Source organism: uncultured Abiotrophia sp. (genome assembly GCF_938010525.1).
GTDB lineage: Bacteria > Bacillota > Bacilli > Lactobacillales > Aerococcaceae > Abiotrophia.
In genome coordinates this window covers 56,101-68,279 of sequence record NZ_CALLVK010000025.1, presented here as the reverse complement: position 1 = coordinate 68,279, position 12,179 = coordinate 56,101, and the positions used below count along the sequence as shown (strand labels likewise).

The window sequence follows — 12,179 nt, the reverse complement described above, 5'->3', positions numbered from 1 at the left end:
GATGAAAAACTTATTATCTATTAGTAAAGAAGTACAACACGCTTTAGATCACAACTTACCTGTTGTCGCTTTAGAATCTACCATCATTTCCCACGGGATGCCATATCCACAAAACGTTCAAATGGCTAAAACAGTAGAACAAATTATTCGCGATAATGGCGCCGTGCCAGCAACAATCGCCATCATGGATGGTCAGTTTAAGATTGGTTTAGAAGAAGCTGATTTAGAACGTTTGGCTAGCGAGAAGCCAGTTGCTAAGGTATCTCGCCGTGACTTGGCAGAAGTCTTCGCTAAAGGCATCTTAGGGGCTACGACAGTCGCAACGACCATGATTGGGGCGTATTTAGCGGGTATCAAGGTCTTCGTTACTGGCGGGATTGGTGGTGTGCACCGCGGTGTAGAAGAAACCATGGATATTTCTGCGGACTTAGACGAATTAGGTCAAACACCAGTGACGGTCGTTTGCGCGGGCGCCAAAGCTATTTTGGATTTACCAAGAACTTTGGAATATTTGGAAACCAAAGGGGTGCCTGTAGTGGGCTACCAAACGGATTACCTACCTGCCTTCTACACACGGACTTCAGAATACAAGCTCAACAGTCGCGCAGACAAGCCAGAAGAAATTGCGGCCATGATGGACTACTCTGAAGCGCTTGGCCTTAAAGGTGGGATTTTGGTGACGAATCCAATTCCTGCTGAGCACGAAATTCCACATGAAAAAATTGATGCCATTATCGATGCGGCTGTAAAAGAAGCAGATGAGAAAGGGATTCGAGGCAAAGATAGCACGCCATTCCTATTAGCTAAGATTGTTGAATTAACAGATGGGGCTAGCTTAAATACTAATATTCAATTGGTTTATAATAACGCCAAATTAGGGGCACAGATTGCTAAAGCCTATCAAGAACGTTAAGCTTATTTATGGCAGCCGGGACATCTAGTCCCGGCTTTTTGTATATGATGTTAGTGGGAATAGAGTGATGCTGGGCATGATTTTATGTTGATTGGTCGATAGATAACTAGAAGGGCTTGACTTTTCTACTAGATATCGTATAATAAAATCACAAACAGTTGAATGATTGTTCAAACGATATGGAAGAGGGGTTAAGATGTGCTCTCATCATCACAATTCTCATGCACATTCGCATCAGCATCAGCACCATGACCATGCTCATGACCGCGTTCATGCATTTAGTTGGGCAGTTTTTGCCTATATGCTTGGTCTCCTTGCTTTCATTACAGGGCTTCTTCTAGGGCAAGGTTCCCTACTGGCTAATGTGCTCTATAGCTTGACGGTAATCCTGTCTGGCTATCATGTCCTAAGTGAAGGTTTGTTAGAGACTTGGCAGGCTAGCTACAAAGCGCGCCGTTTTTGTCCGAATACTCACTTGCTAATGGGGCTGGCGGCTATGGGTGCTATGCTTATTGGGCAATTCCAAGAAGCAGCCTTGCTAATTTTGATATTTGCTGGTGCTCATTTTCTGGAGGACTATGCAGAAGCTAAATCTAAGAAGGAAATGACCAGTCTCTTGGCTATGCAGCCGCAAGAAGCGCGCCTTTTGGCGGAAGATGGAAGCGTGACGATTGTGGCAGTGCAAGACTTAATGGTTGGTAATCGAGTGCAAGTATTGAATGGCGACCAAATCCCCATTGATGGCAAAATTGTGAGTGGTCAGGCGGTCGTTAATGAAGCCATGATTAATGGTGAGAGTATGCCGCAAGAAAAAAGCGTAGGGGATTCAGTCTATGCCGCTACCCTCAATGGTAATAGCAGCTTTGTCATGCAAGTAACAAGGTTGGCAGATCAAACTACTTTTGCCAAAATCCTTGGTTTAGTCAGGGAGGCGCAGGCAAAGCAAAGTCCGGTTGCGACCCGAATTCAGCGTTTGGAGCCGCTCTATGTTAAGGGGGCACTCCTCTTCACGGCTTTATATGCGCTTTTGATGGCGTTAGGGACTTCGCTTTCATTACATGAAGTAGCCTATCGAACACTGATTATGCTCATTGCCCTTTCGCCTTGTGCTTTAGCAGCCAGTGCCATTCCGGCTACCTTATCAGCTTTATCGAATCTGGCTAAGCAAGGGGTGCTGGTCAAGGGTGGAAGCCACCTCCATCAAGTCTCGGGACTTGGAGCCATCGCTTTTGACAAGACGGGGACCCTAACCCAGGGTAGACCTCAGGTGACGGACGCCATCTTATCGGCTGAAGCTGAGAAACTATTGGCTGTCTGGGTGTCCATGGAGCGTCAAGCTAATCATCCTCTAGCGCAGGCCATTGTGTCTCATTATGCTAGTTTGCCTGTTCTAGATATAGAGGTAAGCAATAAAATGGGGCAGGGTCTCTATGCTGATTATCAAGGTCACAGCTATCAGGTGGCTAAGCCGACTGCCTTTGAAGCGGTGGAGCCAGACTACGATCGGCAATGTCGAGAATGGGAAGGACAGGGCAAGACGGTGGTCTATTTGGCTCAAAACCAAGAAGTCATAGGGGCGATGGCCCTAATGGATATTGCCAAAGATGACGCCCGCCAAACCTTGGACTACTTTAAGCAAGTCGGTGTTAAAACCGTCATGTTAACAGGGGATTCCGAGTTAACGGGGCAGGCTATTGGCCAGCAACTAGGAATCCAATCTGTTCAAGCCCAAGTTATGCCTGACCAGAAGGCAGAAGAAATCCGTAAGTTAATGGACAAACACGAGATGGTAGCTATGGTGGGAGATGGCGTCAATGATGCGCCTGCCTTAGCTAGTGCTAGTCTGGGGATTGCGATGGGGCAAGGGACGGATGTAGCCATGGAAACGGCGGATGTGATTCTCGTTCGAGATCAACTTCAGTCTCTGTCTTATCTGCATCGCCTTGCCAAGAAGCATGACCGGATTATCTGGCAGAATATTGGCTTTTCCATGCTAGTTGTGTTAGCCTTAGTTATAATGAATGTCGGCCAAGTTTCCAATATTGCCCTAAGTGTAGTGGGGCACGAAGGATCAACCCTTCTAGTGATATTAAACGGGTTACGACTTCTAGTCCCCTTATCATCACGAGGTGAATCATAATGTATGACGAACAAGTAATTGAAGAGCTAGCACAATTTTTTAAGGCGGTAGCAGATGTTTCCAGGCTCAAGCTTTTGCTATATTTAATGAAGCAAGAAGCCAATGTGAATGAATTAGCTGAGGCGACTGGCTTAACTCTTTCGGGGGTCTCCCACCAACTTAAACTTTTGAAGTTAATGAAGTTGGTTAAGGCTAGTAAACAAGGTAAGTATGTCTATTATAGTTTGGACGACGACCACGTTAAACACATTATCACAGACTCTCTGACGCATTTGTCTGAGGATCGTTCTGAATAGCGGACAGGCGGCTTTGGCTGCCTGTTTTTTCGTGGCAACCAGAGATGCGAACGTTCTATTGAGAAAAGTTAACGATTTTCGCCTTAGGCATTCTGTTAGTCTTGGACTTATGCTATAATGGGTAAAATTTTAGAAAGAGATGGTGAACAAATGACTGTCAAGACAAGCTTCTTAGGGAAACCCTTAGCCAATCCCCTCATGAATGCATCAGGGGTCCACTGTATGACGGTGGCCGAGATGGATGAGTTAGCACAAAGTGCGGCTGGAGCCTTCGTAACCAAGACGGCAACGCGGGACTATCGAGCAGGCAATCCCCAACCGCGTTATGTGGATGTGCCTCTGGGCAGCATTAACTCCATGGGCTTACCCAATGAAGGATTAGCTTATTACCTAGACTATTGCTTAGCGCGCCAGGATCAACAACCCCTACAATTCTTGTCGGTAGTAGGTCTAAGCTACGATGAGATTGTTGAGAACCTGCGTACTATAGAGGCTAGCGCCTATCAAGGCGTGACAGAATTCAACTTGTCTTGTCCTAATGTTCCGGGCAAGCCTCAAATCGCCTATGACTTTGAATTGACAGAGCGACTCTTAACAGAAGTCTTTTCTTTCTTCACTAAACCGCTAGGGCTTAAGTTGCCGCCTTACTTCGACATTGCTCATTTTGACCAGATGGCAGCTATCCTTAATCGTTTTCCGCTGACCTATGTTAACTGCGTCAACTCCATTGGCAATGGTCTCTATATTGATGTAGATAAGGAGCAAGTGGTGATAAAACCCAAGGGAGGTTTCGGGGGTCTAGGTGGAGACTACATTAAGCCAACAGCCTTGGCTAACGTGCGGGCCTTCCATCAACGACTCAATCCATCTATTAAGATTATTGGCACCGGGGGTGTCAGAACCGGTCAGGATGTTTTTGAACATATTCTTTGTGGGGCTAGTTTAGTTCAGGTAGGGACGGCCCTTCACCAAGAAGGCGTAGGCATCTTTGAGCGTCTGGTCGCTGAGCTGGAGGCTATTATGGAAGCAAAGGGCTATAAGAGCTTAGATGATTTCAGGGGTAAATTACGTGAGATTGACTAAGTTTAGTAGATAAACAATCACCGAGCCCTTTGCTCTGCAGAGGGCTCGATGCTTGGGTTTAAGAGGCTAGTCCCCCTTGACAAAAGGACTTGAAATCCGTATAATATTCAGATGCAAGAGTATGCACTTTAGAAAGTAAATGCGGCTTGAAATCTTGTCCAAGCCGGTGTTTGAGGCCTAAACAACATGTAACGTCACTCCGATGAGTTGGTTCTGTTGTCTTTTTTTTGCGCTTCAAAGACCGAAAAATGTCATTTGTTAACAATTATTAATAATTGTAACCTTAATGTAAAGTGGTGTTCTTAGATTATATTATAGGGGTGAATCGCTTGAGTCATATCGTGAAATACGGTAAAAAAGCTGAGCGTCGAAGCTATGCGCGTATCGACGAAGTCTTAGAGTTGCCGAACTTGATTGAAATCCAAACGGATTCCTACAAATGGTTCTTGGATGAAGGGCTAAAAGTGATGTTCGAGGACATTTCGCCGATTGTCGATCATTCGGAGAACTTGGAACTTCATTTTGTAGACTATGAGTTCAAGGAAGCTAAGTATAGCTTAGAAGAAGCTCGTAGCCATGACGCTAACTACTCAAAACCAATCTATGTAACCTTGCGCCTGTTCAACAAAGAGACAGGTGAAGTCAAAGAACAAGAAGTCTTCTTCGGGGACTTCCCAATCATGACCGAAATGGGGACCTTCATTATCAACGGGGCGGAACGGGTTATCGTTTCCCAGTTGGTGCGTTCTCCTGGTGTCTATTTCCACGACCGTATGGACAAGAAAGGCCGCCACAGCTATACTTCTACGGTTATTCCTAACCGTGGGGCTTGGTTGGAATTTGAATCAGATGCTAAGGGGATTGCCTATGTCCGTATCGACCGGACCCGGAAGATTCCATTGACTGTCTTGATGCGTGCCTTAGGTTTTGGTTCAGATGACGAGATTTATGATATCTTCGGCCAATCTGAGCTCTTAGACTTAACTATCGAGAAGGATGTTCACAAAAATATTCAAGATTCTCGTACGGAAGAAGCCTTGAAGGACATTTACGAGCGTCTTCGTCCAGGTGAACCTAAGACCGCAGAAAGCTCACGTAACCTCTTGGTTGCGCGCTTCTTCGACCCACGTCGCTATGATCTAGCACCTGTAGGTCGTTACAAGATCAATAAAAAGCTCCACCTCAAGAACCGTTTGATTGGCTTGACCTTGGCAGAAACCTTGGTTAACCCAGAAACAGGCGAAGTGCTCTTTGAAGAAGGAACGGTCTTGGATCAAGAACGCGTTCAAGCTTTGATCCCTCATTTAGAGTCTGGCTTGAATAAGGTGACCCTCTATCCTTCTGAAGATAGTGTGGTAGCTCAACCAATCGATTTACAAATCATCAAAGTTTATTCACCTAAGAACCCAGAGCAAGTGATTAACTTAATCGGCAACGGGAATATTGAGAAGATTAAGTGCTTGACGCCAGCTGACATTATTGCGTCAATGAACTACTATCTCTACTTAGACCAAGGAATTGGTGTTACAGACGATATCGACCACTTGGCTAACCGTCGTATCCGTTCAGTCGGTGAATTATTGCAAAACCAATTCCGTATCGGGCTATCCCGGATGGAACGGGTAGTGCGTGAGCGTATGTCGCTCCAAGACGTTGCGACCATCACGCCACAACAATTAATTAACATTCGTCCAGTGGTAGCGGCTATTAAGGAATTTTTCGGTTCCTCCCAGTTGTCACAATTCATGGACCAAGTTAACCCACTCGGGGAATTGACCCACAAACGTCGTCTATCAGCCTTAGGGCCTGGTGGTTTGACGCGGGACCGTGCCGGCTATGAAGTGCGGGACGTTCACTACTCTCACTACGGTCGTATGTGTCCAATCGAGACGCCAGAAGGTCCTAACATCGGGTTGATTAACAGCTTGTCTTCTTATGCGAAGATTAACAAGTATGGTTTTATTGAGACGCCTTACCGTAAAGTGGACAAATCGGTTACGCCACACCGTGTCACGACCGAAATTGACTACCTAGCAGCGGACGAGGAAGACTTGTATGTAGTAGCCCAAGCCAACTCTAAACTCAATGAGGACGGAACCTTCGCGAAAGACCTAGTTATGGCGCGTTTCCGTTCACAAAACATTGAGGTTAACGTTGACCAAGTAGACTACATGGACGTGTCACCAAAACAAGTTGTCGCTGTCGCGACTGCTAGCATTCCGTTCTTGGAAAACGACGACTCCAACCGGGCCTTGATGGGTGCCAACATGCAACGTCAAGCTGTGCCACTTATTAATCCGCAATCCCCACTGATTGGGACTGGGATGGAATATAAGGCAGCGCACGACTCAGGGGCTGCGCTCTTATGTAAACGCGCCGGTGAAGTGATTTATGTCGATGCTAACAAGGTGCGCGTACGCACACCAGAAGGTGAAGTTGACGAATACCGTTTAACCAAGTTTGCACGTTCTAACGCTGGGACCTGTTACAACCAACGTCCAATCGTAGAATTAGGTGACCAAGTTGATGCTTTGGAAATCTTAGCAGATGGTCCATCTATGCAAAATGGGGAAATGGCCCTCGGTCAGAACCCATTGGTAGCCTTCATGACTTGGGAAGGGTATAACTATGAGGACGCGGTTATCATGTCTGAACGTCTGGTCAAAGACGATGTTTATACTTCTATCCACATTGAAGAATATGAATCAGAGTCTCGTGACACCAAGTTAGGGCCTGAAGAAATTACACGCGAAATTCCAAACGTGTCCGAAGATGCCCTCAAGTACTTAGACAAAGACGGAATTATCTGTATCGGTGCGGAAGTAAAAGACGGCGATATCTTAGTTGGTAAGGTAACACCAAAAGGTGTGACCGAGTTGTCTGCAGAAGAACGCTTGCTCCACGCTATCTTCGGTGAGAAGGCGCGTGAAGTACGTGATACTTCCTTGCGTGTGCCACACGGCGGGGGCGGGATTGTCCACGACGTTAAAATCTTTACCCGCGAAGCTGGCGACGAATTGGCACCAGGTGTCAACAAGCTGGTCCGCGTCTACATCGTACAAAAACGTAAAATTAACGAAGGGGATAAGATGGCCGGTCGTCACGGTAACAAAGGGGTTGTCTCCCTTATCATGCCGGAAGAAGATATGCCATTCTTACCAGATGGTACCCCAGTTGATATCATGTTGAACCCGTTAGGGGTTCCATCCCGTATGAACATCGGGCAAGTCCTAGAGTTACACTTGGGGATGGCTGCTCGCGAAATGGGCATCAAGATTGCAACACCTGTCTTTGACGGTGCTAGTGAAGAAGATGTCTGGGCAACAGTTAAGGAAGCTGGCTTAGAAGCTGACGCTAAGACTATCTTATATGATGGTCGAACCGGTGAACCATTTGACCGTAAGGTCTCTGTTGGGGTTATGTACATGATTAAGTTGGCCCACATGGTCGACGACAAGTTGCACGCTCGTTCAACAGGTCCATACTCTCTGGTTACCCAACAACCATTGGGTGGTAAAGCTCAATTTGGTGGGCAACGTTTCGGGGAGATGGAAGTTTGGGCCTTGGAAGCTTATGGTGCCGCTTATACCTTGCAAGAAATCTTAACCTACAAGTCTGACGACGTAGTCGGCCGGGTGAAAACCTACGAAGCCATCGTCAAAGGTCAACCAATTCCACGTCCTGGTGTGCCGGAATCCTTCCGCGTCCTTGTTAAGGAATTGCAAGCCCTAGGCTTGGATCTCAAGGTCTTGGATGAACATAATCAAGAAATCGAATTACGCGATGACGACGATGAGGATGAAGTAATCAACTTCAATGCCCTCGACCGCTATAAGGCTGATCAAATGGCCCACCATCATGCAGCAGAAGCCGAAGATGAAGGTGAAGAACCAAAGACTGAGATTAACCTTGACGAACAGGCAATCGCGGAAGACTTGATCGATTCAGCGGTTGAAGACGAACTCGATTCATTAGACTAAGTTTTAGGAGCCCCTAGCCTAGCAAGTCTAGGCTAGGCTGGCAATCCTAACAGAACAATACAAAAGAAAGAGGAGGTCAGCCCTTTGATCGATGTAAATAATTTTGAAGCGATGCAAATTGGCCTAGCGTCTCCAGAAAAAATTCGGAGTTGGTCCTATGGTGAGGTCAAAAAACCTGAAACTATCAACTACCGGACGCTAAAACCAGAAAAAGACGGCTTATTCTGCGAGCGCATCTTTGGTCCAACTAAGGACTGGGAATGTAGCTGTGGGAAGCTCAAACGAATTCGCTATAAGGGTCGGGTCTGCGACCGTTGTGGCGTCGAAGTAACGCGTGCCAAAGTCCGTCGCGAACGGATGGGGCATATTGAGTTGGCAGCGCCTGTCACTCACGTATGGTACTTCAAAGGAATCCCAAGCCGGATGGGCTTGGTCTTGGACATGAGCCCACGACTCTTGGAAGAAGTTATCTACTTCGCTTCATATGTTGTAATCGACAGCGGTGACACCCCATTAGAACGCAAGTCTCTCTTGACTGAGATGGAATACCGTGAGAAAAAACGCGAATACGGTGACCGTTTCTATGCTAAAATGGGGGCAGAAGCCATCAAGGAATTGTTGGATGCTGTTGATTTAGAAGCAGAATGTGCGGAATTGAAGGAAGTGCTCAAGACCGCTACAGGTCAAAAACGGATGCGGGCGATTCGTCGCTTGGACATCTTAGATGCCTTCCGTTTATCAGGCAACAAGCCATCTTGGATGGTCTTGGATGTACTGCCTGTTATCCCACCAGATATTCGTCCTATGGTCCAATTAGAAGGTGGCCGGTTTGCAACAAGTGACTTGAACGATCTCTATCGTCGAGTAATCAACCGTAACAACCGTCTCAAACGTCTCTTGGACTTGGGCGCACCAAACATTATCGTTCAAAACGAAAAACGTATGTTACAAGAAGCGGTCGATGCCTTAATCGATAACGGTCGTCGTGGCCGTGCCGTAACAGGTCCAGGTAACCGCGCCCTCAAGTCTCTCTCTCACATGTTGAAAGGGAAGCAAGGTCGTTTCCGTCAAAACCTTTTAGGGAAACGGGTCGACTACTCTGGTCGTTCAGTAATTGTCGTGGGGCCAAACCTCAAGATGTACCAATGTGGGTTGCCAAAAGAAATGGCCATCGAACTCTTCAAGCCTTTCGTTATGAAAGAATTGGTGGAACGTGGTATTGCTGGCAACATTAAGAATGCTAAACGCATGATCGAAACACAAGATACAGCCATCTGGCCAGTAATTGAAGAAGTTATCAAGGAACACCCAGTTCTCCTAAACCGGGCACCTACGCTCCACCGTTTGGGGATCCAAGCCTTCGAACCAACCTTGGTTGAGGGTCGGGCAATCCGTTTGCACCCACTGGTCTGTGAAGCCTACAACGCCGACTTTGACGGTGACCAAATGGCCGTTCACGTCCCATTGTCTGAAGAAGCTCAAGCTGAAGCACGCTTGCTCATGTTAGCGGCGCAAAACATCTTGAACCCTAAAGATGGTAAGCCAGTTGTTACCCCATCTCAGGACATGGTCTTGGGGAACTACTACCTGACCTTGGAAGAGGCTGGGCGTATTGGTGAAGGTTTGGTTGTAAGTGATGTCTCTGAAGCAGAGATTGCTTACCAAAACGGCTACGTTCACCTTCACACCCGGATTGCGATTCCTGCTAAGGCTTTAGTTGGTAAGCCATTCACTGATTGGCAAAAGGAACGCCTCATGGTAACGACCGTTGGGAAATTGCTTTTCAACGAAATCATGCCACCAGAGTTCCCTTACCTCAATGAGCCTTCACACGAGAACTTAACTGAGAAGACACCAGATAAGTACTTCTTAGAAGCTGGGGTAAATGTACCAGAAGCGATTGCGGCGATGGACTTAGTCCCACCATTTAAGAAGAAAGACTTAGGGCGCATTATCGCGCAAGTCTTCAAACGTTTCAAGATTACCGAAACTTCTGTTATGTTGGACCGCATGAAGAACTTGGGTTACAAGTTCTCAACTCGTGCCGGGATTACTGTAGGGGCGGCCGATGTATTACGTCTGGAATCTAAGGGTGAAATCTTAGAAAAAGCCCACAGCCGTGTTGACAACATTACCAAGCAATACCGTCGTGGTTTGATTACAGACGACGAGCGTTACGAATCCGTTATTCGGACATGGGAACAAGCTAAGGATCAAATTCAAGAAGAATTGCGTAAGTCCTTGCCACGCTTGAACCCAATCGCGATGATGTCTGACTCCGGGGCCCGTGGTAACATCTCTAACTTTACCCAGTTAGCTGGGATGCGGGGTAACATGGCGGCGCCATCAGGCCGAATCATTGAATTGCCTATCACCTCTAACTTCCGTGAAGGTTTGTCTGTCTTGGAAATGTTTATCTCGACCCACGGGGCACGTAAAGGGATGACCGATACGGCCTTGAAGACCGCCGACTCTGGTTATTTAACTCGTCGTTTGGTTGACGTGGCGCAAGATGTCATTATCCGTGAAGATGACTGTGGTACTGACCGTGGTATGACCGTTCGTGCCATTATGGATGGTAACTCCGTCATTGAATCTCTGGAAGAACGTTTGATTGGGCGTTACGCACGTAAAACGGTTCGTCACCCAGAAACTGGTCAAGTATTAGTAGAAGCTAACCACATTATTACGGAAGACATGGCAGATGCCATCGTGGCAGCAGGGATTGAAGAAGTAACCATTCGTTCAGTCTTCACCTGTGATACCAACCACGGGGTATGTAAGAAGTGTTATGGTCGCAACTTAGCGACTGGTTCTGAAGTGGAAGTCGGCGAAGCAGTGGGTACCATTGCCGCTCAATCCATCGGGGAACCTGGTACCCAGCTGACCATGCGTACCTTCCACACCGGTGGGGTTGCGGGTGGTGGCGATATCACCCAAGGTTTGCCACGTATTCAAGAAATCTTCGAAGCTCGTCATCCAAAAGGGCAAGCAACGATTACTGAAGTGGCCGGGATTATTGAATCAATTGTTGAGAAAGAATCCGACCGTAGCCGTGACATCACAGTTAAGGGCGTGACGGATACCCGTACTTACAATGTGCCTTACACTTCCCGTCTCAAGGTTGCGGAAGGCGACAGCGTAGAACGTGGTCAAGCCTTAACTGAAGGTTCAATCGATCCTAAGGAATTACTCCGCGTAACCGATGTCTTGACCGTAGAAAACTACTTGCTCCGCGAGGTTCAAGCAGTATACCGTGGTCAAGGGGTAGAAATCGGCGACAAACACGTCGAAGTAATGGTTCGTCAAATGTTGCGTAAGGTTCGTGTTATGGACCCTGCTTCAACTGACATCTTGCCAGGTGCCTTACTGGATATCTCAGACTTCGCCAAGGCCAACACCAACGCTATTCAAGCCGGTGAAGTGCCAGCGACAGCTCGCCCAGTCCTCATGGGGATTACCAAGGCTGCCTTGGAAACTAAGTCCTTCATCTCTGCTGCATCCTTCCAAGAGACAACTCGTGTCTTGACTGATGCTGCTATCCGCGGTAAGAAAGACGCTCTCCTTGGTCTTAAGGAGAACGTTACAATTGGTAAGTTGATTCCAGCCGGGACCGGGATGACCCGTTACCGTAAGTTGGAAACCAACATTCAACCACCTGTTGTCGAAGCGGAAGACGAAGACATTGAATTAGAAAATCAAGCACCTGCTAAGGCCTAGACCTTCAAGTGCTAAGCCAATAGGCTGGGAATCTTCCCAGCCTATTT

6 protein-coding genes are annotated in these 12,179 nt (G+C 47.2%); all 6 read left to right on the top strand.

The window, feature by feature from the left end; genetic code table 11:
• Window position 1 precedes the first annotated feature (1 nt).
• The 6 genes from Q0339_RS08820 to rpoC all read left to right on the top strand — a co-directional run bounded on the left by Q0339_RS08820 (window position 2) and on the right by rpoC (window position 12,132).
• A complete protein-coding gene (locus tag Q0339_RS08820; RefSeq protein WP_298078464.1) occupies window positions 2-913 on the top strand; it encodes a pseudouridine-5'-phosphate glycosidase in 912 nt (303 codons plus the stop codon).
• Between the two features lie 196 nt (window positions 914-1,109).
• The gene (locus Q0339_RS08815) at window positions 1,110-3,053 is read left to right on the top strand and encodes a heavy metal translocating P-type ATPase (RefSeq protein WP_298078463.1); all 1,944 of its coding nucleotides are present in this window, start codon (window positions 1,110-1,112) and stop codon (window positions 3,051-3,053) included.
• On the top strand, window positions 3,053-3,349 hold the full coding sequence (locus Q0339_RS08810) for a metalloregulator ArsR/SmtB family transcription factor (RefSeq protein WP_298078462.1): 297 nt from the start codon (window positions 3,053-3,055) through the stop codon (window positions 3,347-3,349). Before Q0339_RS08815 ends, Q0339_RS08810 begins: the two co-directional genes overlap by 1 nt.
• A gap of 150 nt (window positions 3,350-3,499) precedes the next feature.
• Window positions 3,500-4,432, top strand: coding sequence for a dihydroorotate oxidase (locus tag Q0339_RS08805; RefSeq protein ID WP_298078461.1), 933 nt, complete (start codon window positions 3,500-3,502; stop codon window positions 4,430-4,432).
• A 320-nt stretch (window positions 4,433-4,752) separates the two neighbouring features.
• Window positions 4,753-8,412, top strand: coding sequence for a DNA-directed RNA polymerase subunit beta (gene rpoB / locus Q0339_RS08800; RefSeq protein WP_298078460.1), 3,660 nt, complete (start codon window positions 4,753-4,755; stop codon window positions 8,410-8,412).
• Window positions 8,413-8,496: 84 nt separating this feature from the next.
• On the top strand, window positions 8,497-12,132 hold the full coding sequence (gene rpoC / locus Q0339_RS08795; RefSeq protein ID WP_070756701.1) for a DNA-directed RNA polymerase subunit beta': 3,636 nt from the start codon (window positions 8,497-8,499) through the stop codon (window positions 12,130-12,132).
• The last annotated feature ends 47 nt before the right edge of the window (window positions 12,133-12,179 follow it).